The organism is Desulfatitalea alkaliphila (assembly GCF_022968795.1).
Lineage (GTDB): Bacteria > Desulfobacterota > Desulfobacteria > Desulfobacterales > Desulfosarcinaceae > Desulfatitalea > Desulfatitalea alkaliphila.
This window is the reverse complement of the sequence record NZ_JALJRB010000018.1, coordinates 84,648-108,082: the sequence shown is the minus strand read 5'-3', so window position 1 is coordinate 108,082 and position 23,435 is coordinate 84,648. Positions and strand designations below refer to the sequence as shown.

The following is a 23,435-nucleotide window of genomic DNA, read 5'->3' as shown; positions in this document are numbered from 1 at the left end:
ATTTGATTCGGTTATGAAACGGCAACTTGGCTGGTTAGTCCTTCTCCTACAGCATATTTTCCGATTAAAATCAATCTATTTTACATCTCCTTCACACGCCCTGCTCAGATCACACCCGGCCAGGACTTCTTGAGACCCTTTTTGGTTAGCGGTAATTCCTCGTAATTATCAATATTATACGGCTGCGGTATAATACGGAGGTTTATTATTCAATGCTGATTGATGATTTTCATAACTTTTTGAAAAATAATCGCAATATACCAAAAAAGCATCTGCCTTTCTATTTACACTGGACAAAGCTGTTTATCCGCTTTTGCCAATCGCAGGTTAGCCCCGGCGAACCTGAACAGATGATTGGTCCCTTTTTGATTCAAATCGGCAAACGATTTGAGCAATGGCAGGTGGACCAGGCCAAGGAGGCGCTGAGTCTGTACTGTTTTTATGCCGGTAGAAGCGTTTCGGCTGCCGGGCCTGCAAGCAATGTGTCCGCTGGTGATTGGAAAAAGGCTGGTGAGGATATGGTGCGCATGCTCAGACTCAAGCAGCGATCCTACCGCACCGAGCAGACCTATCTTAAATGGCTGCGGGATTTTTTTGTGTATGTAAAACCGGTGGGCCCTTGCGAGTTGACGGATTTGCATATTCGCAATTTTCTTTCTTACCTGGCTGTGGATCGCCATGTAGCAAAATCCACTCAGAACCTGGCCTTCAACGCCATTCTGTTCTTTTATAGGCATGTGCTTGAAAGGGAAGTCGGCGACATACAAAGCGTGGTGAGGTCCAAACGCGGCGAGCGGTTGCCTACGGTTTTGACCCAGGAGGAGGTGAAACAGATGATCAGCGCGCTTGACGGCCTTCCTCGTCTGATGGTGAAAATCCTGTATGGAGCCGGGCTTCGACTGAACGAGTGTACGCGGTTGCGGGTTCAGGATTTGGATTTTCAACGCAACACGATCACGGTACGTGCGGGCAAAGGGGACAAGGATCGCCAGACACTGCTGCCGGAGAATGCGGTGCAAGAATTAAAGCTTCATCTGGAACAAGTTCGCCAAATCTATGATGCCGACCGAAAAGCCGGTACGCCTGGGGTCTCTTTACCGGGTGCATTGGACAAAAAATATCCCAATGCATCCCGGCAGTGGATATGGTTTTGGGTATTTCCTTCCGACAGGCTGTCCGTGGATCCGCGAAGCAAGTTGACCCGCAGGCACCATTTGTCAGCCGATTTTGTTCAGCGGGCGGTTAAAAATGCGGCCTCAACCGCCCGGATTCCCAAGCGGGTTACAACACATACGCTGCGCCATAGTTTTGCGACCCACCTGCTGGAGAATGGGTATGACATCCGGACGATTCAGGTGCTTTTGGGGCATGTCGATGTGCAGACGACCATGATCTACACCCATGTGGCCAGGAAGAATGTGCTGGGTGTGTGCAGTCCGCTGGATCAAAACGTGAATTGCGTCTGATTGAAGCGATGGTTACCATAAAACTGTCGTCATTTCTGCTGCAAAGGAGATGCAACCCATGTGTGGCCGTTTCGTCGGATTCAGGAGTGTCGAGGAACTCAAACGCTATTTGCCCATCGACCGTGCGCCGGTGGAAGCGACCGCTAACTACAATGTGGCGCCGTCCCAGCCGATTCTGGCCGTCGTGAGACAGGAAGAGGTCAATGTATTGCAGCAGTTGCATTGGGGCCTGGTGCCCCATTGGGCCAAGGAGCCGTCCATCGGCGCCAAAATGATTAATGCCCGCATGGAAACGGTGGCTGCCAAGCCCAGTTTCCGGGAGGCTTTCAAAAAACGCCGCTGCCTGATTCCGGCGGACGGCTTTTATGAATGGAAAGGCCCCAAGGGCGACAAGCAGCCGGTATATATTACCCTGCCCGGGGGCGCACCGTTTGCCTTCGCCGGCCTTTGGGCGTCGTGGACGGACCGGGGTCGGCTGGAGACGCCTTACCTTTCCTGCACCATCATCACCCGCCCGGCCGAAGGGGATTTGAAAGCGATTCACCACCGAATGCCCGCTATTTTGCACCCGGACGACTACGCGGCCTGGCTGGACCCGGCCAACGCCGATACCGCCGGCCTTTCCGAGATGCTGGTGCAGCGAACCGTCGTTGATCTGGTTTTCCAGCCGGTCGCGCGACGGGTCAACGTTGTGCGCAACAATGGGCCGGAGAATATCAAGCCGGTGCAGCTCGAGTTGGATTTCTGATTACTTCCCAGAATTACAAATCATGGTCTGTTCAGGAGAGCAGCCGCTTGGGGACTTCCAGCAGCAGGCGGCCGGTGTTGGCGAGCTGGCGCCAGGCGAGGTGCCAGTTCTCCTGGCGGCGGCGGGTTTCCAGGCAGCGCAGAAAGCGGGCGCGGCGGGCGTCGTCCTGGTGCGCCAGGATGGCGGCCCAGAGGGTGTCTTCCACATTGTAGGTGCGCTCCGGGGCCAGGCAGACCGGTATGGTGCGGGCCGGCGGGGTGTTCAGATCTTGGGCGACGGCCGCCGTGGCGGCGGCGATGGTGCGGGCCTTGGGATCCTCGGGCCGGCTCAGATCGTAGGGCGGCGACCACTGCCGGGCGGGGCGGAGCAGGTCGATGTGGCTGACCACCACCAGGATGGGCGGCGTCCGGCGGGCGGGGTTGTCCGCGTAGAGGGCGCGCAGCCGGTCCAATTGGGCGCGCTCGGGTTGGCGGTCGGGGCGGTGGGCGGCGGTGACCCACAGGATGAGATCGGCGCCGGCGGCGGCTTTGTTGAAAGCTTTGTCGTCCAGCAGCTCGGTGTCGCTGCCGGGGGCGTCGATCACCTCGGCCAGGGGGATGCCATCCCGTTCGAGGCGGTGGGCGGTGATCCGGCGGGTGGTGTGGGGCAGGATGTCCGTGGCGCTGGTCAGGCGGCCGAACAGGGCGTTGATCAGGCTGGATTTGCCGGCGTTGGCGCGGCCCAGGACCAGGATGCGCAGCGGTTCGTCTTCAGCGTCCGCTCCGTCGGGCGTTTCCGCAGGGTCGGCGTCCGTTCGGGGCACGGACGCGGCGACGCTCGGCGCGTCTTCCAGCAGCATACGGCCGCTGTACAGCGCGATGGCATAATAGCCCACTTTGCGCACATACTCTTGCAGCAGCCATGTTTTGAGCTTGTCGACCCCGTAGCCCACGATGGTGCCGGCCACGGTGCGGCGCAGTTCGCTGAACAGGGCGCTGTAGGGCGATACGATGGCCCGCCCGGCGCGGTACCACGGTTCGTAGGTTTTGCTCAGCTCCCGCAAGCGGTTGGCCCGCAACAGGGTGCCGATGGTCAGGCGGTGGGAGAAGGGAATGTGATCCACCACCTCCCGGCGCAGCTCACGGGCGGCCTGTTCGATGATCAGCAGGGCGTGGGGAACGGTCAGTTCCAGCAGGGGGGCGTCCCGATGGGGGTGATAGTGGCGGGCCACCTGTTCCAGGGTGTCCCGGCCCAGGCGGGCCAGCTTTTCCACGTCGTTGAGCGGCCACTGTTGGGGGGTGGCCCGGTCAGCCATTTGCGCCACGGATTGCCAGGCGGCATCGGCCGAGGGGGGCCAGAGCGGGTCGGGACCGGTGGTGCGGGCCATGATGCGCTTGCGTTCCAGGCGCGCCAGCAGTAGATGCAAACCGTATCCCAGCAGCGCGCAGCCGCCCAGGGCGATCATCCAGTAGGACTGCCAACGGTTTTGCCAGAGCCACAGAACGCCCAGCAGCGGCAGCAGCAGCAGCGGCAGGGCGGTGAGCAGGGCGGCGGCCAGGCGCAGGCGGCCGAAACGGCGAATCAGGGTTTGGGCCGGTTTCACGGTGGGGACTCCTTGGTATCGGCGGGGCGGATCACCGCGCTGGCGCGGGCGAAGGCCCGGCCGTAAACCGCACGGAGGGCTTCGCCATCCACCGTGGCGCCCTGCCCGCGTTTTTCCAAGTAAAAACAGGCCGCCTTGCCCAGGGCGAAGGTGATGGCGGCGCCGGCGGTGGCCCCCCACACGGCCCCCAGGGTCTGGCCGATGCCCGGTATCAGTTTGAGCGCCCCCCGGCCGGCCCAGCGCAGCCCGTAACCGGCCATGAAGCCGGCGCCCAACAGGCCGAAAAACTCCGATGAGCTGCGGCGGGTCCAGCTCATTTGATAGAGCCGCGCCAGGCTGTGCAACATTTTCATTTGCAGGGCCGGCACCAGGGCCATATCCGCCAGGGGCATGGCGCCAAGGGCCCCGGCGGCGGTGGCGTAGCCCATGATCTGGGGGTGGGCCGCCCGGCTGTAGAGATCGCGGACCCCCGCATCGTCCCGCAGCATGGCCTGCAAGCCGAAGGCGGTGGCGGCCTCGATGGCTTCCCAAAGCGCTTCCAGGCCGTAGTCGGCCGGCTCGTAACCCTCTTCCGGGGGCGTCAGGTCGATGGGCACCCAGGTGCAGGCGCCCGCCCCCGGCAAGGCGCCCAGCGTCCGCCGCTGGGCGATGATGGCGCGGCCCGTGGCGGCGGGCACCGCGGCTTCCCAGCCTTCCCGCCCATAGGGGTAGGGTTGGATGTGATCCTGATCCGGTGTGTAGGTTTCGTGCAAACAGGTCTGGGCGATCACCACCGGCCAATCGGGATGGCGCCGCCGCACGTCGTGCAGCACCTCGAAAACGGCCTGCTGCAATGTGTCGCTCACCTTGACCACGGCGATGATCAGGTGGGCCCGGGATTCACAGAACCGGATGTCCTCGGTGGGGTCGTAGGCCACCTCCCCCAGCCCCCGGGTGTCCAGGAAGCGGACCAAGGGGGTGGTTTCGGGAAAGTCGTAGAAGCGGGCCGTGCGGGTGCAGCTCTGGAAACCGGCACCGATTTCGGCGTGCGGACTGCCGGTCAGCGCACGGATGATGGAGGTCTTGCCGGCCTGGGTCTTGCCCAGCAGCCACACCACCGGCGGCGGATGGTGGGCGGCGGCCTCGCGCAGGGCGCGGTCCAGGGCCGCTTCGTCCACCCGGGGATGGAGCAGGGTATCGTGCAGCCGGCCCAGCAGGCCCCGACCGGTGCGGCCGTCGGTGGTCATGGAAGCTCCCGTTTGATTGCAGGTTGGCGCTTTTCGATTGTCGGAATTATAGGAATGGGTGGGGGGATGTCAAACGACGGCTTGGGATGGCGTGGGCAAGGAAGGAAAACGCGGAGGGGCACTTGCCCCTCCGCGCTACTTCCAACCGGGCCGCTTTTCTTGAGGGAAGATCAGCGCCGCGGGCGCTGTAGGGTCGAGATGAAACAGGGGCCGCTGCTTCCGGAGCCTCCGCTGGAAGGGGATGACCTGTTGGGAAGAACAGTCACGGTCACCTTGTCAAAACCCACGCTGCGATTGGTATCGGTGACCTTGAGCATGAAAACCAAGTCGGTGGTGGCATCCACCTCCGGTGCGCGGAACGTGGCGTTGAGGGTGTCGTAATCGCTGAGAACGACCACGGGGGGTACGTCCCGGCTCCCTGTATCACCGATGCTTACCTGGAGCCACTGGTAGTGCGGCTCCGGCACCTGTTGCAGCGTGGTGCTGCCGCTCAGCGTGACGGTGTCGCCTGTCCGGACCTGCCGCTTGTCCGTACCGGCAGTTACCACTGGACGAGGGTCCTGGTTGGGCGCAATGCCGGTTACGGCGACCTGAGAGGAGGCCGTCCATTCAGCCTCAAAGCCCTCCGGTGTGGCGAAATCATTTGAAATATCATAGTAGGCATCAGCATAGCCACCCCATCCCAGATTGATGTGGACTGTTCTAGTCAACACCTCCGGTTCTTCTGCCGACACTGTTTCCAACTTGTAACCATCCACCACCACTTCGTGTCCACCGCCGTTGACACCGAAAATGGAAAAGATCACAATGCGTTTACCATCCAGTTCACTTCTTATTAACTCAAACCATTCAACCGCATCAGTCTGCGCCGAACGATCATGTCTCTCCATGGCTTTGTAGTTGAAATAGGTATCCAGCACATCGTTGGCGAAAAAATCACTACCTGATTCATCGCAGCCGTAATTCATTTCGGCCGCAACGCCGGCATGACGCATCAACATCGATACGGCTTCAGGTGGATGGGCGATTTCATCGTAGCTGTCATAATCATTAAATATAACCGGCATCGCATCCCAGTCATAGGATACCCCTTCAAAAACGGCGCTCACGATGGTGCCGTTCCATGGATACCAGTGACTGCCTGTCGCGGCGTCCGGCCACCGATAGTAGTACATGGCCTGGGCCCAGGCGGTGGCGACGCAACCGGTGAGCGCGTGATCGCAATCGTCCATTTCCGGAGCCAAGGTGTTATAAGGATAGCCTTGATTCCAAGCGGTCTCCATCAGGGGCCCTACCGTTACGGTACTGACTTCAGGTTGATCCATAGCTGCCGAGCGGGTCGTGTCGACAGTAGGAGCGGCGACCGTCCCTGTGAAATAATCCCAAGCCCTTTGCACGCGGGTCCCCTCGGCGGAAACGGTCCTGCGCAGGGTGCTGGGCAAAGAGCGGGTGTCGCGGCGATGGGCGTTTAGCGCACCCACCCGGTTGTACAACTCCGGCACGATCCAGGACTCCAGGGTGGCGGGCTGGTCGGCGCGGGAGGGGTCGAAGCGGCCCCGCTCGGAGTAAAGGGGGATGGGGCTGAAGGCGCGATCCACGGCCACCAGGATGTGGCCGCTGGGTTCGATGGCGAAATTGTAGGCCACCAGCCGCTCCTTGTAGTGCACTGCCTGGCCGTCGCCGATGTAAGGCGCCGTGTGGCCGTTCCAGGCACCGTAAAGGGTGAGGTGGTGTTGCAGCTTTTGCTGGGCCACCTGGTGGGCGGTGTGGTAGGGCACGTCACTGCCGGCTGCGGGGCCTACAATGCCGAACATCATACAGATAATACCGAACAGTAAGAGCAAGAGAACGGGATGTTTAGAGTGCATGTTACTTTTCCTGGAACTGGATCCGGTCCGGATGGTCGATGAACAGTTTCACGCCCAGACGGCAGGTGGATTGGGTTGGCATTTTGATGGCGGCCAGGCGGCCCCGGACCACGATGCGGTCCGACGGCCGGGCGGCCAGCTTGTCGAATATGGGACTGTTGTCGGCGGCCCGGGGCCACACCTCGAGGGAGCGGCCGCTGCCGTCCAGCAGCTTGAACTTTTCATAGGGCAGCCGGGGATGGCGCCGCTTTTCGAAGATGTTGGCCGGATCGACACGGGCCTCGATGGTCACGGTACGCCCCTCCCAGGGGGTGGGGGCATCGCAGGCGGCCGGCAGCCCGCATTGGGCGAACAGGGCCTCCAGCGAAAGGGGCGGATCGGCCGGTGGCTGGGGACGGCCCGCGCCGCAGGCGAAAAGGGTCAGCCCGACCAACAGCAGGCCGATGATGTGGGTTGCGATGGGCGCCGGCAGGCCGACGACGGAGTGGTTCAGCATGGTGTCCTCCTCAAGACGTCAACCTTCTATCGGCTTTCGGAGTGAAACTCTTGAGCGAGAATTTCAGTGACGCAGGGTTTGGATGAAACACCAGGAGAAGCCGCCCTTTTCGGTGGTCACTTCCGTTTCCCGTGGCGTCACGTAGGCCGAATCGGCGGCTTCGTTGTAGGCCCGGATGCGGTACTCGAAGGTGGTGTCGCTTTGCAGGGGCGCATCCCGGTAAGTCGTAGTGCCGGCGGGCACCCGGACGATTTCGGTGAAGGTCCGGGCCCCCTTGCGGCGGCGCTCGATTTTGACCCCCAAGGCCTTCAAGGGATCGCTGCTGTTGTCGGTCCAGGCCAGTTGGATCCGGTCATAGGAGGTGGCCTCGGCCGTGAAGCCGGAGGGTGCCGCCGGCGGCCGTCCGCCGATGAAGGCCCCCAGGGCGTATGCCCTGTCCATTTCCGGCACCTGGATGGTGGTCACTTCAAGGGATTGGTCGTCCCTGACGCTCACCTTGCTGATGGTGCCCTGATCGTTGACCAGGTAAGCGAACCGGCCGTTGCGCGGCGCGGCGCCCCCCAGGGGCGCCACCCCGACGTTGGGCAAGGGCGAAAGCAGGATGTGCGGATCCGAATCCCAATCCTTGTCGTGGCGCAGGACGGCAACTTTGCCCGGATCGATGTCGGGACGGAGCTCATTCTTGCTGTTGCTCACAAAGGTGTATCCGTTCGCGCCCTGCAAAGAGGCGTGAATGGATGCGGCCACGCCCCAGGGTCCGTGATCGACGGCGATGGTCTGGATCACCGCATCGTCGCTGGTGCGGATCACCGAGACCGACCCCTGGCCGCCACCTCGAAAATTGGCCACATAGGCGTAGCGGCCGTCGGGGGACACGGCCACACCGATGGGCTCTTGCCCCACATCCACGGTGATGGGCGGGGGAAAGGTTCCCGTACCGTCATCACTGATCACGGTGACGGTGTTGTCCAGGTGGTTGGCCACATACACTTTGATGCGCTCGTTGATTTCGTCGTAAAGGGCGGCGATACCCCAAGGCGCCCGACCGACGGTGATGCTGCCGACATCCAGGGTGCGCGTATCGATTCGATAGACGGTGCCGCGCCCTTGCCCATCCTGGTCGTCGGAATTGGCCACATAGGCGAAGGAACCGGTGGGATCGATGGTCACGCCAAGTGGGGTGTTGCCGACCAACGCCCCGTCCACCAAAGGAGAGGGCGCGGCCGCATCAAAGTCGGCGTCGCCCAGCAACACCAGGGCGTCGGGCGCATGGCAGGTGACCAGCAGATAGGTGCCGTCGGGCGCCACGGCGGCGCCGTAAGGCTTGCAGGACAAACCAACGGCGACGCGCCCGGTGGACGGCGCGGCGGTGGCGATCCGAATCACCTGTCGGCCTTCATAGTCGGGAATATAGGCATAGGTGGCAGCCCCCGGGGTGGGCACGGCGCCCGACCACAATACCGCCGACAGCGCCAGCAGGTGCAAGGTGCGTTTGATGGAAATCCGCTCGATCATCTGTTTCTCCAATCCTTGCCCCGCACAGAGGCGGACGACGGTCTTTTCCGATCCCATTACCAGGGTATCGAAACCATGGGTATGGTCTTTCCTATCCCATACCCGGATGACGATCAAGACGGGAAGCACACAAATGCAAGGCAATCGCATACAGTTTTGGCATTGGAGACGCCGGTGCCACCCCCGCCACCCTACACACACATCTAAACGACAGAATTCATTAACTTAAAACTTAAAACTGCAAACTTTAAACCGGCCCGCCAGGGCCCTCGCGGGCGACAATACCTACCTGATCAAAATCCTTTCCACTTGATTTCTACATGCAATTGCCCTGCACACAGATGAAGCAACCGTCTCCCGGCTCACTGCCCGCGCAACGCCTGCAGCAACGCCGGCAATGCCTTGTGTACCGCGCCGTGCAGGGGCAGGCGGTCCAGTTGGTCGGGGCGCACCCAGTCAAAGTGGTCCGGCCCGTCCAGGCGCACCCGCCCCCCTTGCCAGGGGCAGAGGTAGAGCGCCATGCGCAGCTTGAAATGGGTATAGGCGTGACGCACCGTGACCAGATGCTGCGGCGGGGCGCAGTGCAGGCCCACCTGGCGCCGCACCATGGCCGCACAATCGGCCGCGGGATCGGCGGCCCCATCCATGCGGTCACAGGGAAACTCCCACAAGCCCGCCAGCAGTCCCCGGTCCGGCCGCCGGGTGAGCAGCAGGCGCCCCTTTTTCAATACCGCCCCGGCCACCCAGAACTGTTCGCCCGGCCGGCGCGGCTTCACGCGTCGGGGAAAATCCGGGACGGCACCGCTTTGCAGCGCCCGGCAATGGGCGGTCCAGGGGCATTGAGGGCACAGCGGCCGTTTGGGGGTGCAGACCAGGGCGCCCAGTTCCATCAGGGCCTGGTTGTGACGGCCCGGCTGTTCCCGGTCCAGCAAGCGGTCGGCCACGGTTTGAAAGCGGGCATGGCCCGGCGGGTGGTTCACGGGGGTTTCCATCAGGAACACCCGCGCCAACACCCGTTTCACGTTGCCGTCCACCACGGCGAAGGGCTGGTCGAAGGCGATGCTCAACACGGCCGCCGCGATGTAGTCGCCGATGCCCGGCAGGCGGCGCAAAACTTGCGGATCGGACGGCACCCGGCCGCCCATCTGCGCCATGATCATCCCGGCCGCAGCGTGCAGGTGACGGGCCCGCGAATAGTAGCCCAACCCCTCCCAAAGCTTGTAAACCGCCTGCAAATCGGCACCGGCCAAAACGGCCACGTCCGGAAAGCGCTCCAAGAACCGCTCATAGTAGGGAATAACGGTCTTGACCCGGGTCTGCTGCAACATCACCTCGGAAACCCAAATGGCATAGGGATCACGGGTCCGCCGCCAAGGCAAATCCCGCCGCACCCGCTCATACCAATCCCCCAACTCCCGCCGCAAACCATCCCAATCCACCACACCACCCCCCCACACCCACCAAAATCCACCCAACCCAAACAAATCCAATCGACAGCATGCCTTAACTTAAAACTTAAAACTTAAAACTTCTTTTTTCCTTAACTCAAGCCCCACCCCCTTCCGACCGATACAAAAAGGGCCCGCCGCGACAACCGGATCCCATGCGTCGGGCCGACCAACGGTTCGATCCATTAAGGAGACATTGCATGACGGAAATCAACCCCCGCCATTTCATCGAGGAGCTGCGCTTTGATATCGAAAGTCGGGATGCCCTCAAGGCACGTCTGGTCATGGCCCATTTCAGGGAAATGGATGCCGCCACCCAACGCATGGCCCTCTTTGAGCTTTACCGCGGGCCGGACGATTTCGTGCTGCCCCTGCTGGTGGGTCTTCTGGCAGCCGATGGGAACGGCGCCGAATCCCGCCCGGCGATCCGCGAACTGCTCTTTTCCAAGGCGCTGGACAATCCCGAAATGGTCACCCGCCTGTTGGTGCGGGAGATCCAACCGGCGCACTGTGAAGTACTGGCGGAAATCGCCGGGGAAATCAAGCTGGCGGCGGCCACGCCCACCCTGCTGGGCATCCTGAACGGCGCCGATGACGAACGGGTGCTGCGCAGCGCCATCCTGGCCCTGGGCATGATCGGCGACCCCTCCGCCACCACCCCGGTTTCGGAATTTCTCTATGCCGGCAGCGCCGAGCTGGTGATCGCCGCCATCCACGCCCTGGCCCTGTTGCGCACCCCCACGGCCATCCAGCGTCTGGCCCAGAAGCTGGGCGCCGACCCCGATCTGGACGCCATGATCCTGGATGCCTTCACCGCCTCCCAGGAACCGGAAGCGTTGGAACGGCTCAACGCCCTGCTGTCGGCCCAGCAGGCCCAGCTGCGCAACGCCGCCAAGCAGCGCTTGACGAACATCGGCAGCAAGGCGGTGCCGGTGCTGATCGGCAATCTGCGTTTCGACGACCCGGACCTGTTGATCCACACCCTCAACGTGCTGGGCGACATCGGCGATGTCACGGCCATCGCCGCCATCCGCAAACTGCTGCACAACGAACCGCGGGATGCCAACGTGCGCTTCGCGGCCTACGAGGCGCTGGGCCGGCTGCCCATGGCCAAAGGCGCCTTCGCCCTGGCCCAGGGGTTGACCGATCCGGTGGAAAACGTGCGCTGCGCCGCCGCCGGGGCCATCGACCACAACTACAACACCGTGCTGGCGGCCGGCATCAAAAACATGCTGCGAGACGAAGACCCGGTCGACCGGCCCATCAGCCGCACCATCATGGACACCCATTGCGACACCATCTTTCTGGACGTGATCCAGGAAGAACATTTCCGTGATACCGCCATGACCTACCTGGGGCACCAGGCTCACGAAGACACCCGGGATCACTTCGTGCAACTGTTGGCGGCCAACGGGATGGCCGAATTCGCCGCCGCCATCCGGGGCCGGATCAACGCACCGGCACCCGAATCCCTGAAAGTGTTCGCCGTGGACGACTCGCGCATGGTGCTCAACATCTACCGCAGTATTTTACACAACCTGGGCTGTACGCCGGTGGTGTTCGAATTCCCCGCCGAGGCCATCGCCCGGCTGGAAACGGAAATTCCCGATTTGATCTTCACCGACCTGAACATGCCCGAGATCAACGGCATCGACCTGACCCGCGCGGTGCGCCGGCGCCACCCCAAGGAACGCCTGCCCATCATCATGGTCACCACCCAAAACGAGTGTCAGGACAACGAAGCCGCTCACCGGGCCGGCGTCAATGCCATTCTCAACAAACCGTTCAACGCAAGCATGCTGCAGACAGCCATGGAGACCCATCTGGGCAGGTCTTTCCAACAGCGGGCAGTGTGAATCACGGCAGTTGCCGGAAGATCATTGACTACGCCTGGTTGTCCAGCGCCGCGATCAGGCTTTGCATGTGCGCCTTCTCGGATTGGGCCAGGCTGATGAAAGCCTCCTGGACCGCCGTCTCCTGGTGCTGGTCGGCCAGGACGCGGTAGAGATCGAAAGCGGCGTACTCGATCTGCAGGGCCACCTCGATCAGCCTCAAGAAGGGATCGTCACCGATATGCTGCAGCTTGTCCAGGGCCTCCCGCAACGGTGTGCCGCCTTCCAGAATATCGCCCGCCATGGCGTCGTACAAGGTGTCGAAATCCTCCAGCTCCGGCTGCGCCTGCCGCCAGAAGCCGTGCACTGCCTTGGCATGAGCCCGTTCGGCCTTGGCCAGGCGGGCGAAGACCGTTGCCCATGACCGATCCGGGTAACGTTCGCCCACCGATTGGTAGAAGATCTGGGCGCCCTTTTCCAGGTCCATGGCGGTGCGGAAGGCCTCCGGGGACGCTTGCCCCGCGAACAATTTCAAACGCGGCATATCCGGCACCCGCTCGCCGTCCCAAGCCGCGATGCCGCCGGTGAGATTGTAGATCGATCCTTCCCGGCCCTCCTCTTCCACCATGGCGGCGGCCGCCATGGAGCGCCCTCCCACATGGCAGTAGAAGATCAACTCCTTGTCGGCCGGCAGTTGTTCCATGTCTTGCACCAGTTGGGGCAGTGGAATCAAACTTGCGCCGGGAATATGTCCTTGTCTGTACTCTTCCGGCTGGCGCACGTCCACCAGCAGGTAGTGCTTCTCCTTATGTTCCTGGATATAGCGCCGCAGCGCCTCCGGGCTGATAGGCTTGGTGCTCATGGATGGACCTTCTCCTTTCGGTTAGCGGTTATCTTCAACGCCCAATTAAGATTGGAAGGGGGCTATAGCAGCATCCGGATCGAAATCCAAATCGGGATCGGCATCGCAATCGAAATCGATTGGACACACCTATCGGCCTATCGCAGATACAGCTCCCAACCGGCCAGGGTGTGCAGATAAGCCACCGACTGACGGCGCAGTGATCCGCCGAAGGCGTTGATCAGAACCAGGGCCTCGTCCCGCCATCGGAAGTCGCCGGTCAGGCGGTGCAGGTGCAGCAGGTTGTGCAGTGTCACCGCATTGGCCGAGGGCACGGCGCCGTCGTAGATCTCCTTGGGTTGCACCGGCAGATCGCTGCGGTCGGCGGCGGTCAAAAAGTAGCCGCCGCGGGCGCCATCGTGAAAGTCGTCGTCCATGGCGTCCTGCAATGCGGCCGCCCTCTCCAGCCAGGGGCCGCCGGGATCGGCCTGGTGCAAAGCGATCAGGCCCATGATCAGAAAGGCGTAATCGTTGGCCGTGGCGTCGATGGCCGTCTGCCCCGAACGGTGGCGATGCAGCAGTTGCCCCTTTTCATCGCGCATATTTTCCCAGATGAACGTCGCCGCCTTGCGGGCGGCCGCGAGATAGGCCGGCCGATCCAGCACCTCCGCTCCCCGAGCCATGGCGGCGATCATCATCCCGTTCCAATCGGTGAGAATCTTGTCGTCTTTCAAGGGCGGCACCCGTTGGACGCGGGTCGCCAAAAGCCGCTGCCGCAAATTCTCCCAGCGCCGGGAGAGTTCTTCCGGCGCCATCTGCAAACGCCGGGCCCACTCTTCCCAAGAGGCGGTCAGATGAAGTATATTGGCGCCGGTGCGGTGACCGGTGGCTTCTTCCAGAAAATTGCCTTCGGCTTGCACATTGATGATGCGCTCCCAGGGCACCTCGTCCTTGTCGGCCGCCGCATGGGCCCGGAATTCGTCCAACGTCCAGACGCACCACTTGCCTTCCTCGCCTTCGCTGTCGGCGTCTTCGGCCGTGTAAAAACCGCCCTGCGGGTCGGTCATGTCCCGCAGCACATAGGTGAAAATCTCTTGCGCGGTGCGCGCGAACAGAGGATCCCCATCGGCTGCGTACCCCTCCAGGTAGGCCAGGGCCAGGAAAGCCTGGTCGTACAACATCTTCTCGAAGTGGGGCAACAGCCACTGCCGATCGGTGCTGTAGCGGTGAAAGCCGAACCCCACATGATCCCACAAACCGCCCAGGCGCATGGCCGTCAGCGTTTCCTTGACGGCCGACAGCACTTCCGGCGCCCGGGTGCGCCGGTGGACGTCGAGCAGGAAGAGCAGGCGGTGGGCCGTGGGAAATTTAGGGGCCGAATCGAAGCCGCCGTATTGCGGGTCGCGACGATCCAGGGTGGCCTTGACGGCCTGATCGATCACCGCCCGGTCGGGTCCGGACGGATCGTCGTCGTAGACGAAGGCTTCCTGCAAATGCCCGATCAGGGCCTCGCCCGAAGCCAGCACGCGCTCGGGCTTTTGCCGCCACAATTCGCTGATCCGGCTGCACAGGTCCATGAGGCCCAGGCGTCCCACCCCGCTCTCTTTGGGGATGTAGGTGCCCGCGAAGAACGGCTGTTTGTCCGGTGTCATCACGATGGTCATGGGCCAGCCGCCCCCGCCGGTGACCAGTTGGCAGGCGGTCATGTAGAGCGTGTCGATGTCGGGCCGCTCCTCCCGGTCCACTTTGACGCACACGAAGCTGTTGTTGAGGGCCGCCGCGGCCTCGGGATCCTCGAAGGACTCCCGTTCCATCACGTGGCACCAGTGGCAGGTGGCGTATCCCACGGAGAGAAAAACGGGCTTGTTCTCCCGCCGCGCGGTTTCGAATGCTTCCGGCCCCCAGGGGTACCAATCCACCGGATTGTGGGCATGCTGGCGCAGATAGGGGCTTTGTTCGTTTATCAGGCGGTTGGGCATGACGAACCTCCTTGGCGCAGCTGAACGCAATAAAGCCCAATATAGGAACGCCATTTATGGTTGGCAAACCGCACCGCCGGGGTACGGCGCCCGTCAACCGCGGGCGGCGCCGGCGTCGGGGGGACGAGCCAAATGGTGGTAGGGCGGAAGGGTGGCAATGCGGGTGTCTTCCACCGGGTGACCGATGGTAAAATGATAGAGACTCTGCAATCGGTCGTCATCGATACCCAAAAGGGTTTGCACCGGCTCGTCGAAGAAGCAGCCGATGCCGGTGCCCCGCAGGCCGTGGGCCTCGGCCGCCAGGTAGAGCACCTGGCCGATCATGCCGCACTCCCAGTGCAGGTGGCGGTACAGATAGGGTCGCCGCGCCACCAGCCGGCGCAGCGGGGCCAGCATGGCCACGGCAAAGGCACTGCGGCCGGCAATCTCCTGGTGGCAGCTCAGCTCCATGGCTTCGTACTGCACATCGCCCGTGCGCAAGCGCCAAAGGGGCCAATCGCTTTGCACCGGCTCGGCGACCAGACCGCCGCCGAACACAGGCCGGTCGGCGGACCGCTGAAACCAGTAGAGGCCGGGAGGCAGATCAACCACCCGGTGGACGAACAGCAGCAGATCCACCACCGGCGCCTTCAGGCCGGCATCGAAGGGCGGCACCCCTTCCCGTGGCAGGGTGCGGTCCAGAATGGCGTAGAAGGTATCGGCGGCAATGCGGCCGCGCGGGTCAAAGGCCACGGCACTGCGACGACGGCCTATCACCGCCGCGGCGGATTCAGCAGGCGGCGGAAAAACCAAGGGAAGCGAGGGGGGTTGGTATTCCGGCGCCGCGGTGGACGTCTTGCGGGTCGCCACCACGGCCTGATCGATGATGGGCCAATGGACGGCGCGCGCACTCAACCGGCCGGGCCGCCCCTGGAATTGGAGCTGCGCAAAGGGTTGCACCAGCGTTTCCGGAAGGGTTCGGGGCGGTGGGGTGGCAGTTTGCCCGGTGGCAACCCAGCACAGCAGTTCGACGTGCTCCTGTTCGCCGTCCGGCCAGGCGATCCGGTCCCACCCGAGCAGGGTTTCGATCCGGCGGTCGCCGGCGGCGGCAAGGCAGGTGAGGCGCCAACCGTTGAGGCGGGCGGCCAGGCCGAGGGCCGCCAGGGCGTGCCCGCCGTCCAGCAGGCAATAACGCAAAGCCCGCTCGCCGTATTTCCATGATTCGCGCCAGCAGATGGTGGTCAGGGCCACGGCGAACCCCGCACCGCCGAAATGGGCTTGCCAAAGCGGCCAAGTGCCTTCGGGCAACGGGGCGCGTTGTTCCAGGGCATGGAAGAAGGGGTGATAGTGACACACCCCGCCGGGCAGATCGTTCGCCGCGGGCGGCAGAATCAGATGGCTTTCGGTGGGATGCAGATTGCCCGACGAGGGGTTGATGCGCAGGGACCAGCGGCTGCCGCCCGCCGCTTTCCAGGCCGACAGGCCGAGGCTGAGCCCCAGAAAGCGCCCCAGGGTGGCGACGCTCAGCGGCGCGGCGGCGATGTCGACAGCCGGGGCGAACAAGCGGTCAAAGGTCGGCTGCGGCGGGTCGTCCGCCAGGGGCAAGGCGTGTTGCGCCGCGCCCTGCCAACTGCGGAATGGATTGGGCTGGTTGGCCCAATCCATGTAACCGGCCGAACGGGCGTAACGCTGAAAGTGGTGCTTGGTGGCGTCGTGGTATTGAAGCGCGCTGATGGCCATCGGCGCCTTGCTACCACTTTTCGTGGTGCGTGAATTCGGTCACCTCCCGCCGTTTGGGCGCGGCTCCCGATTTGGCGGGATAGCCCAGGGGAATCATGGTGACCAGTTCGTAACCGTCGGGCACCCCCACCACCTGGCGGGCCTTGTCGTGATCGAACAGCCCCACCACCACCGTCCCCAGCCCCAGGCTGTGGGCCATGAGGCACAGGTTCTGGGTGGCCAAGCCCAGGTCGTACATCATCCACTCGCCGAACTTGGTGGTCGCCTGATCCTTGTAGAATCCCGAAACGCCGCTCTTGGCGCACAGCACCAACACCACCGGGGCCCCGACCATGGCGCCGGCGGCCGGGTTGCCTTTGGGCGGCAGGCTGGCCTGCAGTTGCTCCTTAATGGCCGGATCCTTGACCACAATCACTTCCCAGCATTGGCAATTGGTCCAGGAGGGGGCCCAGCGAACCGCCTCGAGTACTTGCTGCAGCGCCTCATCGGGCACCGGCCGGTCTTCATACTTGCGCACGCTGCGCCGTTCCTGGATCAGTGTCATCAGGTCGGACATACATCGGCTCCTTTCCGCAGGATGGATAGAATAGAATTGATCAGGATTTTTCCTCTTCCTCTTCCTTGTAACAGTCACAGTGGTGTTCGTTGCAGCGTGGACAAGTATAGGTGTCCACCTCCTCCCGGGAGGCGTCGCCGGGTGCGGCCATCATACGCCAGCCGAGAAAACCGAACACGAGAACAAACAGAACGATGAGCACGGTAAAGAACATAATGGGATAAGCCCCCTGTTGATGGTCATTGAATAGCGCGTCAGCGCGCCGGCGTGGTCAGCAGGTCGACCAGGGCCGGTTCCAGATCAGAGTACTGGAATTGGAAGCCGGCTGCAAGCAGTTTGGCCGGAATGGCCCGCTGACTGGCCATCACCGCTTCGGCCATTTCCCCGAGCATCAGCTTGAGCGCCAGGGCCGGCACCGGCATAACGGCGGGTCGCCCTATCACTTTGCCAATGGTTTGGGCCAACTCGCGGTTGCGCACCGGATTGGGGCTGCACAGGTTGAAAGCACCGTGCAGCTCCGCGTGGTCGTAAAGGAATTGGATGGCCGCCAGGAGATCTTCCATGTGAATCCACGGAAACCATTGGCGCCCCGATCCGATGGGCCCGCCCATGAAGGCCCGGAAAGGCTGCACCATGGCGGCCAAGGGACCGCCGTCGCGCCCCAGCACGATGCCGAAGCGGGCGATCACCACCCGCGCCCCCTTCTCCGTCGCGTCCATGGCTGCAGCCTCCCATTCCCGTGAAAGGTCCGCCAGGAAATCGTCGCCACCGGGAGAAGTCTCGGCCAGTTCCATCTCACCGCCGTCACCGTAGAATCCCACCGCCGATGTGCTGATCAGCACTGCGCGGCTGGCCGCGGGCAAGGCCGCGACCAAATTGCGGGTGGTCAGGATGCGGCTCTCCCGAATCTGCGTTTTGTAACGCGCGGTCCAACGTTTGGAGATGGTGCGGCCCGCCAGGTTGAGAATTAAATCGGCCTGCCCGACGGCCTCCTGCCAATCTCCGGACGCGGTGGTATCGGCCCGAATGTAGCGGCAGCGGGCATGGTCCAGGCCCTCGGGGGCCGGACGCGTGCCGATCAGTGTGACGTCATGTCCCTGGTTCAAAAAGTGGTGTTGTGCGTGGCTGCCGACAAAACCGGTTCCACCGGTGATCAACAATTGCATGGCACACCTCCTTTGCCGATATGGGGTATGATATCAGATGGATGGACCGTTTCCAGGCGCCGCGCCGCCGCGAAAAAAAACGCTCGCATGTGCCGCGGGCACACACGAGCGCTTGTTTGTTCATGCAACGATCCCTGCGCTGCGTCGATCAGCAGCCGCAGGAGTTGGAAGCGGATGTGCCGCAGCCGGAACAGCCACCGGCGGCGCTGAACTCCATGCCGCAGTCCAGTTTGAAGCCGTACATGTGAAAATCGACCTTGATCGGTTGGGCACGTTCCAGAAATTCCTTGTTCACGATGTATTTGAAACCGCTCACATCAAATTCCCGGTCATTGTCATTCGGCTCATCCAGAGCCATGGCCAAGCCTGGACCACCTCAGCCGCCTTCGTTGAGAAAAATCCGGATGGGCTTGATCTCCTTGCCCTGGAAGTAGGCCGCGATCTGCTCGGTGGCCGCAGGGGTAACTTCTAACATGATGGTATCCTCCTTAAACTGGATTCATCGCCTCGGGGGCGCATGATGGCAACACATAGGGTCGCGAAGTGCTCGGAAACGTAACCACAGTCGGCGACATTGTCAAATTGGAGCGACGTTGCCACAAGCTGATTCGGATACCCGATCCCAATTCGCTTGTCAAATCAATTCGGTCTATACCACCGCCGGGCGCCGGCTTGGCCCTCAGAGGAATCGCGATTGCACCGGACAGCGCCAAGATTGACATTGTTTCGGACGTACCTTATTAGAAAACCAACCATATGCCAAACTTGGAAAGACCTACGTTTCATCAGAGGTGACGCCATGCCGATCTATGAGTTTTATTGCGACCAGTGCAATACCATTTTCAACTTCTTTGCCCGCAGCGTCAACACCACCAAGCGCCCCCAATGCCCGCGGTGCGAAACCGTCACCCTCTCCCGCCGCATGTCCACCTTCGCGGTCACCGGTCGGGCCAAGGAGGACGGGGAGACGGACGATCCGCCATTCGATGCCTCCAAAATGGAGCAGGCCATGGAGATGCTCTCGGGCGAGGCGGAGCGGATCAACGAGGACGACCCGCGTCAAGCGGCCGATCTGATGCGCAAACTGACCCGCATGACCGGCATGGAGCTGGGCGGCGGCATGGAGGAGGCGCTGCGGCGCATGGAGCGCGGCGAAGACCCCGAGCAGATCGAAGCCGAGCTCGGAGATGTGCTGGAAAATGAAGACCCGTTCCTGATGCCCGGCAAAAAAGGCGGGGCCGGCACGCGGCGTGCGGCGCCGCGGCGGGACGATACGCTGTATGACCTGTAAACAGGTAGTGTTAAGTTTTAAGTGTTAAGTTTTAAGTTGAAGGTATTCTATCGATTATAGGTGGTTGAGGGTGGGCGTGCAGAGGTGGGGCTTGAGGTGATATTGTCTGCTCTCGCACGATGGGAGGTGGGTTTGGGGGGTGGTATGTCATAATTGCGCTGATCCCCGGTTTGCAGATGTGCCCCAATGGGCCAATCGTGGCAACGCGGGCACGGCATGCCGTGCCCCTACGGAGTGCAACCCACCTGACAGCACAATCAACTCAAAAAACCCATCCAACCGCCGGAATTCCTTCAACTCAAACAACTCAAGACTTTTCGCCCCCACCCAAACGCCCTCCCCAACCACCAATACTATAAATCGGTAGAATACCTTCAACTTAAAACTTAACACTTAAAACTTAAAACTTTTCTATATTTCAACCACTTAAATAGCACCAAGCCCAACATTAAATTACGATCCCGTTAAATCCACCCCAATCACCCACACATTGACTTGCCCTACCCCTTCTGCTATGGCAGCCGCAAAATTGAACCCATTCGATGAAAAGGAAATTTCCATGATGCAACAGACATTGGCCATCGTTAAACCCGACGGAGTGGCCCGCAACCTGATCGGTGAAGTGGTCGCTCGGATCGAACGCAATCAGTTGGCCATCAAGGCGATGAAGATGATCCATATGAGCCGCGCCCAGGCCGAGGGGTTCTACGCCGTTCACAAGGAACGCCCGTTTTTCAAGGACTTGACCGATTTCATGTGCTCCGGACCGGCGGTGGTGATGATCCTGCAGGGCGAAAACGCCATCGCCCGTTGGCGCGAGATGATGGGCGCCACCAACCCGGCGGATGCCGCCGACGGCACCATCCGCCGGGATTTTGCCACCGACATCGAGAAAAACGTGGTGCACGGTTCGGATGCCCCGGAAACCGCCGCCTTTGAAACCGGTTACTTTTTCAGCGGGTTGGAACGCAACTGAAATGCCCGGTGTGCGGCTGGAAAACGTTACCGTGGTGCTCAACCGGCCCCGCTATCCCGAGAATATCGGGTCCGCGGCCCGGGCGGCCTGCAACATGGGCATCCACCGACTGGCGGTGGTGGCACCGGAAAATTGCGATCTGACGCGGGTATTGACCCTCGCCACCCACGCCGCCATGGATGTTGTTGAAAACATGGCATGTCACGAAGACCTGCGGACCGCCCTGGCGCCCTATCGCTATGTGGTGGGCACCACCGCGCGGCTGGGGGGACAGCGGCGGTCCGTTATGTCACCGGCCCACATGGCGGCGCAACTGGCCGACCTGTCACAGGAAAATGAAGTCGCCCTGCTGTTCGGGCCCGAGGATCGGGGATTGACCAACGAGGAGCTGCGCTTGTGCCACCAATTGGTGACCATCCCCACCGACCGCTTCTCCTCGCTCAACCTGGCCCAGGCGGTCATGGTCCTCTGCTACGAGCTGTTTCAAACCACCACCGCCACCGGCGGCGGTTTTGCACCGCGCCTGGCAACACGGGCCGAACTGGACGGCATGTACGACCAGGTCAAGGATATCCTGGTGCGGATCAATTACATCCAGCCGGAAAACCCCGACTACTGGATGAACAAGCTGCGTCACTTCTTTACCCGCCTGCAGCTGCGGGCCGGCGAAGTGAGCATCATCCGCGGCATCTGCCGGCAAATGAACTGGTATGCCGGCAAATGCCATCAGGATGGTGTCCGGGGCGCTCCGCCGCCCAACAACGACGCAGTTTGATTCTCACCATCGCCATTCGCCATCGATGCCCTTCGCCTCTTGAAATCCCCCTGCCGCTGTGGTTAATTGAACCCAACACACATGCTTAATCCGGTAGTTGCACGGTTTGTCGCCGCATGGATCCGTCGCCTTCGCTCCATTCGGCGCAGCCCTTTTGCGAAAAACATCATTCAGGTCCAGCCCATGGTAAAGCGGCGCTTATATTTTCCAACGCACGGCAAAAGGAGAGGGGCCCCATGCACCGAGTGCTCATCATCGAAGACGACGATTATGTCCAGAACATGCTCAAACAAACCCTCGAACGGGCGGGATACGATGTGGCGGCGGCGGCTAACGGGGCCGAAGGGCTCAAGCTCTATGAGTCCAACCAGCAGGTGTCGGCGCCTTTCGAAGTGGTCATTACCGATCTGATCATGCCGGAGATGGAAGGCATTGAAACCATCACCATGTTACGCAAGCGCAACCCCGACGTCAAAGTCATCGCCATCTCCGGCGGCGGCCGCAATCGGCCCGAGGACTACCTGTTTCTCGCCGAAAAGCTGGGCGCCGACCGCACCTTTTCCAAACCCGTCGACCGTCAGGCCCTGCTGGATGCCGTGGCCGAACTGGTCGCCGCCTGACCTCGAAGGAACCTTGCCATGCCCGGACTGCTCATCCGCTGGCTGACCCTGACCGCGGCCATTATACTGGCCGCTTATCTGATCAACGGCATCCAGGTGAGCGGCTTTTTCGCCGCCTTGGGCGCCGCCGCCATGCTGGGCATCCTCAACGCCTTTTTCCGCCCCATCGCTTTGTTGATCACCTTGCCCATCAACATCCTCACCTTCGGCCTATTCACTTTCATCATCAATGCGCTGATGCTGAAAATGGTCTCGGGGGTGATCACCGGCTTTCAGGTGCACGGGTTCTGGACAGCGGTGTTCGGCGCCCTTATCATCAGCCTGGTGAGTTTCGGGCTCAACAGCCTGATCAGCGACAACGGCCGTGTGACGGTCATCGATCTGCGGCACAAAGGGGGCGATCACTGGGAATAGAGTGAGATCCCGGTGCGGACACGGCGATGAAGTGGTTCTGGGTCATACTGGCGCTTGCCTATATCGTTTCGCCCTACGATTTGATACCCGATTTCATTCCGGTACGCGGATGGATCGACGATATCATTGTCGCTTTCATGCTGTGGCGCTACCTGCGACGCTTCCGGCAGACATCCTCGGCGCAATACCGCCAGGGCGAAGGGCAGTCACAGGAACAGGCCGAAGATGGGCGGTTCCGCGGACACACCGAGGACCGGTCCGCAGGCAACAACGGCTCCCGGGATCCCTTCACCGTCCTGGGCCTCTCCCGGGGCGCCGATCCGGGCGAGATCCGCGCTGCCTACCGACGGCTCGCCAACCAGTATCACCCGGACAAAGTAGCCCACCTGGGCCGTGAATTCCAAGAGCTGGCCGAACAGCGATTCAAAGAGATCCAGCAGGCCTACGACACATTGACCAAGCGGCGTTGAATGGAGACACAGTGTTATGCCCCCTACCCAAAAAGCTACTGATAACGAGCGGTTGCAGCAAATTGTGGCCGAAGCACGCAAACACCGCCAAGCCCAGGAGAAGACCTACCGCGAGCGGGCCCTCAAGCTCTTTCCCTGGATCTGCGCCCGCTGCGGGCGGGAATTCGAGGGCAAGCGCCTCAAGGAACTCACCGTGCACCACAAGGACCACAACCACGACAACAACCCTCCCGACGGCAGCAATTGGGAGCTGCTCTGCCTTTACTGCCACGACAACGAGCACAGCCGGCAGGAGGTGGCCGACGCCTATGCACCCGGCGCCGCCGACCGCCCCGCGGCCGGCGGCTTGGGTGACAACCCTTTTGCCGCATTGGGCGCCCTGCTCAAGGACAAAGAGTGATCGCACATGATGGATCGCATATTGACAATCGGTTCTGTTCCCAGTAG

Annotated in this window: 23 protein-coding genes; 10 read left to right on the top strand and 13 right to left on the bottom strand. The window is 61.9% G+C overall.

All coding sequences use genetic code 11. From position 1 onward, the window contains the following. The first annotated feature begins 212 nt into the window (after nt 1-212). Both MRX98_RS15160 and MRX98_RS15155 read left to right on the top strand, forming a co-directional pair. Entirely contained in the window at nt 213-1,466 is a 1,254-nt protein-coding gene (locus tag MRX98_RS15160; protein ID WP_246911365.1) for an integron integrase, read from the top strand. Nucleotides 1,467-1,524: 58 nt separating this feature from the next. Continuing rightward, a complete protein-coding gene (locus tag MRX98_RS15155) occupies nt 1,525-2,214 on the top strand; it encodes an SOS response-associated peptidase (RefSeq protein ID WP_246911363.1) in 690 nt (229 codons plus the stop codon). Nucleotides 2,215-2,245: 31 nt separating this feature from the next. Here MRX98_RS15155 and MRX98_RS22195 read toward each other — a convergent pair whose 3' ends face one another. From MRX98_RS22195 to mutY, 6 genes are all read right to left on the bottom strand, one after another. Beyond that, nucleotides 2,246-3,796: a GTPase family protein gene (locus tag MRX98_RS22195; RefSeq protein WP_246911360.1), complete on the bottom strand. Its 1,551-nt coding sequence runs from the start codon at nt 3,794-3,796 to the stop codon at nt 2,246-2,248. Beyond that, the gene (locus MRX98_RS15145; protein WP_246911357.1) at nt 3,793-5,022 is read right to left on the bottom strand and encodes a YcjF family protein; all 1,230 of its coding nucleotides are present in this window, start codon (nt 5,020-5,022) and stop codon (nt 3,793-3,795) included. The genes MRX98_RS22195 and MRX98_RS15145 overlap by 4 nt, the downstream gene beginning before the upstream one ends. A 170-nt stretch (nt 5,023-5,192) precedes the next feature. Then, complete coding sequence (locus tag MRX98_RS15140) at nt 5,193-6,890, bottom strand: C10 family peptidase (protein ID WP_246911354.1); 1,698 nt, start codon at nt 6,888-6,890, stop codon at nt 5,193-5,195. 1 nt (nt 6,891) lies between these two features. After that, a complete protein-coding gene (locus MRX98_RS15135) occupies nt 6,892-7,386 on the bottom strand; it encodes a hypothetical protein (protein ID WP_246911352.1) in 495 nt (164 codons plus the stop codon). Between the two features lie 63 nt (nt 7,387-7,449). After that, nucleotides 7,450-8,901 (bottom strand): hypothetical protein, encoded by a 1,452-nt coding sequence (locus tag MRX98_RS15130; protein ID WP_246911350.1) that lies wholly within the window; start codon nt 8,899-8,901, stop codon nt 7,450-7,452. A gap of 362 nt (nt 8,902-9,263) precedes the next feature. Further along, nucleotides 9,264-10,340 (bottom strand): A/G-specific adenine glycosylase, encoded by a 1,077-nt coding sequence (mutY, locus tag MRX98_RS15125; RefSeq protein WP_246911338.1) that lies wholly within the window; start codon nt 10,338-10,340, stop codon nt 9,264-9,266. Nucleotides 10,341-10,549: 209 nt separating this feature from the next. Between mutY and MRX98_RS15120 the strand changes: the two genes are divergently transcribed. Further along, entirely contained in the window at nt 10,550-12,205 is a 1,656-nt protein-coding gene (locus MRX98_RS15120) for a response regulator (protein ID WP_246911333.1), read from the top strand. Between the two features lie 28 nt (nt 12,206-12,233). Here MRX98_RS15120 and MRX98_RS15115 read toward each other — a convergent pair whose 3' ends face one another. The 7 genes from MRX98_RS15115 to MRX98_RS15085 all read right to left on the bottom strand — a co-directional run bounded on the left by MRX98_RS15115 (nt 12,234) and on the right by MRX98_RS15085 (nt 18,758). Then, nucleotides 12,234-13,043, bottom strand: a complete 810-nt coding sequence (locus MRX98_RS15115) for a rhodanese-like domain-containing protein (protein WP_246911328.1) — start codon at nt 13,041-13,043, stop codon at nt 12,234-12,236. A 137-nt stretch (nt 13,044-13,180) separates the two neighbouring features. Further along, on the bottom strand, nt 13,181-15,001 hold the full coding sequence (locus tag MRX98_RS15110) for a thioredoxin domain-containing protein (protein WP_246911326.1): 1,821 nt from the start codon (nt 14,999-15,001) through the stop codon (nt 13,181-13,183). A 93-nt stretch (nt 15,002-15,094) separates the two neighbouring features. Further along, nucleotides 15,095-16,720: a SagB/ThcOx family dehydrogenase gene (locus MRX98_RS15105; protein ID WP_246911325.1), complete on the bottom strand. Its 1,626-nt coding sequence runs from the start codon at nt 16,718-16,720 to the stop codon at nt 15,095-15,097. A 10-nt stretch (nt 16,721-16,730) separates the two neighbouring features. Beyond that, nucleotides 16,731-17,276, bottom strand: coding sequence for a nitroreductase family protein (locus MRX98_RS15100; RefSeq protein WP_246911322.1), 546 nt, complete (start codon nt 17,274-17,276; stop codon nt 16,731-16,733). Between the two features lie 40 nt (nt 17,277-17,316). Continuing rightward, entirely contained in the window at nt 17,317-17,490 is a 174-nt protein-coding gene (locus MRX98_RS15095; RefSeq protein ID WP_246911311.1) for a hypothetical protein, read from the bottom strand. 40 nt (nt 17,491-17,530) lie between these two features. Next, entirely contained in the window at nt 17,531-18,442 is a 912-nt protein-coding gene (locus MRX98_RS15090; RefSeq protein ID WP_246911309.1) for a TIGR01777 family oxidoreductase, read from the bottom strand. Nucleotides 18,443-18,590: 148 nt separating this feature from the next. Then, complete coding sequence (locus tag MRX98_RS15085) at nt 18,591-18,758, bottom strand: hypothetical protein (protein WP_246911300.1); 168 nt, start codon at nt 18,756-18,758, stop codon at nt 18,591-18,593. Nucleotides 18,759-19,241: 483 nt separating this feature from the next. Here MRX98_RS15085 and MRX98_RS15080 point away from each other — a divergent pair, with 483 nt between their 5' ends. From MRX98_RS15080 to MRX98_RS15050, 7 genes are all read left to right on the top strand, one after another. Further along, the gene (locus MRX98_RS15080) at nt 19,242-19,733 is read left to right on the top strand and encodes an FmdB family zinc ribbon protein (RefSeq protein ID WP_246911298.1); all 492 of its coding nucleotides are present in this window, start codon (nt 19,242-19,244) and stop codon (nt 19,731-19,733) included. A 562-nt stretch (nt 19,734-20,295) separates the two neighbouring features. After that, nucleotides 20,296-20,709 carry a nucleoside-diphosphate kinase gene (ndk, locus tag MRX98_RS15075; RefSeq protein WP_246911378.1) on the top strand — a complete coding sequence of 138 codons (414 nt, stop codon included), beginning with the start codon at nt 20,296-20,298 and terminating at the stop codon, nt 20,707-20,709. A gap of 1 nt (nt 20,710) precedes the next feature. Next, nucleotides 20,711-21,484: an RNA methyltransferase gene (locus tag MRX98_RS15070; RefSeq protein ID WP_246911295.1), complete on the top strand. Its 774-nt coding sequence runs from the start codon at nt 20,711-20,713 to the stop codon at nt 21,482-21,484. Between the two features lie 236 nt (nt 21,485-21,720). Continuing rightward, complete coding sequence (locus MRX98_RS15065) at nt 21,721-22,104, top strand: response regulator (protein ID WP_246911292.1); 384 nt, start codon at nt 21,721-21,723, stop codon at nt 22,102-22,104. Nucleotides 22,105-22,122: 18 nt separating this feature from the next. After that, complete coding sequence (locus MRX98_RS15060; RefSeq protein ID WP_246911288.1) at nt 22,123-22,518, top strand: phage holin family protein; 396 nt, start codon at nt 22,123-22,125, stop codon at nt 22,516-22,518. A 26-nt stretch (nt 22,519-22,544) separates the two neighbouring features. Beyond that, entirely contained in the window at nt 22,545-22,988 is a 444-nt protein-coding gene (locus tag MRX98_RS15055; RefSeq protein ID WP_246911286.1) for a DnaJ domain-containing protein, read from the top strand. A 16-nt stretch (nt 22,989-23,004) separates the two neighbouring features. After that, a complete protein-coding gene (locus MRX98_RS15050; protein WP_246911284.1) occupies nt 23,005-23,388 on the top strand; it encodes a YajD family HNH nuclease in 384 nt (127 codons plus the stop codon). Nucleotides 23,389-23,435 lie beyond the last annotated feature (47 nt).

What these genes read in the sequence shown, in the direction of transcription:
- MRX98_RS15135 (WP_246911352.1), bottom strand. Translation starts at nt 7,386, where the DNA reads ATGCTGAACCACTCCGTCGTCGGCCTGCCGGCGCCCATCGCAACCCAC.
- MRX98_RS15110 (WP_246911326.1), bottom strand. Translation starts at nt 15,001, where the DNA reads ATGCCCAACCGCCTGATAAACGAACAAAGCCCCTATCTGCGCCAGCAT.
- MRX98_RS15070 (WP_246911295.1), top strand. Translation starts at nt 20,711, where the DNA reads ATGCCCGGTGTGCGGCTGGAAAACGTTACCGTGGTGCTCAACCGGCCC.
- MRX98_RS15055 (WP_246911286.1), top strand. Translation starts at nt 22,545, where the DNA reads ATGAAGTGGTTCTGGGTCATACTGGCGCTTGCCTATATCGTTTCGCCC.
- MRX98_RS15155 (WP_246911363.1), top strand. Translation starts at nt 1,525, where the DNA reads ATGTGTGGCCGTTTCGTCGGATTCAGGAGTGTCGAGGAACTCAAACGC.
- MRX98_RS15095 (WP_246911311.1), bottom strand. Translation starts at nt 17,490, where the DNA reads ATGTTCTTTACCGTGCTCATCGTTCTGTTTGTTCTCGTGTTCGGTTTT.
- MRX98_RS15065 (WP_246911292.1), top strand. Translation starts at nt 21,721, where the DNA reads ATGCACCGAGTGCTCATCATCGAAGACGACGATTATGTCCAGAACATG.
- MRX98_RS15080 (WP_246911298.1), top strand. Translation starts at nt 19,242, where the DNA reads ATGCCGATCTATGAGTTTTATTGCGACCAGTGCAATACCATTTTCAAC.
- ndk (WP_246911378.1), top strand. Translation starts at nt 20,296, where the DNA reads ATGCAACAGACATTGGCCATCGTTAAACCCGACGGAGTGGCCCGCAAC.
- MRX98_RS15050 (WP_246911284.1), top strand. Translation starts at nt 23,005, where the DNA reads ATGCCCCCTACCCAAAAAGCTACTGATAACGAGCGGTTGCAGCAAATT.
- MRX98_RS15060 (WP_246911288.1), top strand. Translation starts at nt 22,123, where the DNA reads ATGCCCGGACTGCTCATCCGCTGGCTGACCCTGACCGCGGCCATTATA.
- MRX98_RS15090 (WP_246911309.1), bottom strand. Translation starts at nt 18,442, where the DNA reads ATGCAATTGTTGATCACCGGTGGAACCGGTTTTGTCGGCAGCCACGCA.
- MRX98_RS15130 (WP_246911350.1), bottom strand. Translation starts at nt 8,901, where the DNA reads ATGATCGAGCGGATTTCCATCAAACGCACCTTGCACCTGCTGGCGCTG.
- MRX98_RS15100 (WP_246911322.1), bottom strand. Translation starts at nt 17,276, where the DNA reads ATGTCCGACCTGATGACACTGATCCAGGAACGGCGCAGCGTGCGCAAG.
- MRX98_RS15120 (WP_246911333.1), top strand. Translation starts at nt 10,550, where the DNA reads ATGACGGAAATCAACCCCCGCCATTTCATCGAGGAGCTGCGCTTTGAT.
- MRX98_RS15140 (WP_246911354.1), bottom strand. Translation starts at nt 6,890, where the DNA reads ATGCACTCTAAACATCCCGTTCTCTTGCTCTTACTGTTCGGTATTATC.
- MRX98_RS15160 (WP_246911365.1), top strand. Translation starts at nt 213, where the DNA reads ATGCTGATTGATGATTTTCATAACTTTTTGAAAAATAATCGCAATATA.
- MRX98_RS15115 (WP_246911328.1), bottom strand. Translation starts at nt 13,043, where the DNA reads ATGAGCACCAAGCCTATCAGCCCGGAGGCGCTGCGGCGCTATATCCAG.
- MRX98_RS15105 (WP_246911325.1), bottom strand. Translation starts at nt 16,720, where the DNA reads ATGGCCATCAGCGCGCTTCAATACCACGACGCCACCAAGCACCACTTT.
- MRX98_RS15145 (WP_246911357.1), bottom strand. Translation starts at nt 5,022, where the DNA reads ATGACCACCGACGGCCGCACCGGTCGGGGCCTGCTGGGCCGGCTGCAC.